The organism is Bisbaumannia pacifica (assembly GCF_007989625.1).
Lineage (GTDB): Bacteria > Pseudomonadota > Gammaproteobacteria > Pseudomonadales > Halomonadaceae > Bisbaumannia > Bisbaumannia pacifica.
In genome coordinates this window covers 1-535 of sequence record NZ_BJUK01000115.1, presented here as the reverse complement: position 1 = coordinate 535, position 535 = coordinate 1, and the positions used below count along the sequence as shown (strand labels likewise).

Below are 535 nucleotides of genomic sequence, written 5' to 3'. Positions count from 1 at the left end.
CCGCCTTTGGCGACAAGTGGCAGGCCAGCTGGGCCTACGCCGAGCTCGAGGAGAGCGCCAGCTTCGGCCCGGCGATCCACAAGTACGGCACCGTCGGCGGCGGCGCCTACAACTTCGTCAACCAGCTGCTCGGCGGCAAGCTGCCCAACGTCCACGACACCACCGCGGACCATGCCCGGCTCAAGCCGGCCAGTGAGTTCGAGAAGATCGACTACCCCAAGCCCGACGGCAAGCTCTCCTTCGACAAGCTCTCCTCGGTGTTCCTCTCCAACACCAACCACGAGGAGGATCAGCCCTGCCACCTGCGGCTCGCCGATCCCGAGCTGCCGATCCGCGACAACCTGCCCGAGTATGCCGAACCGGCGCAGCGCTACTGCCCGGCGGGGGTCTATGAGGTGGTCGAAGGCGACGACGGCACGCCGCAGTTCCAGATCAACTTCCAGAACTGCGTGCACTGCAAGACCTGCGATATCAAGGACCCGGCCCAGAACATCACCTGGGTGGCGCCGGAAGGCGGCGGCGGGCCCAACTACCC

The 535-nt window shown here is 66.5% G+C and carries 1 protein-coding gene; it reads left to right on the top strand.

The genetic code is table 11. The features are described 5' to 3' along the window. Positions 1 to 535 (top strand): 4Fe-4S dicluster domain-containing protein (locus HPA02_RS18160; RefSeq protein WP_186810029.1); only part of this gene is annotated, 535 nt, incomplete at both ends.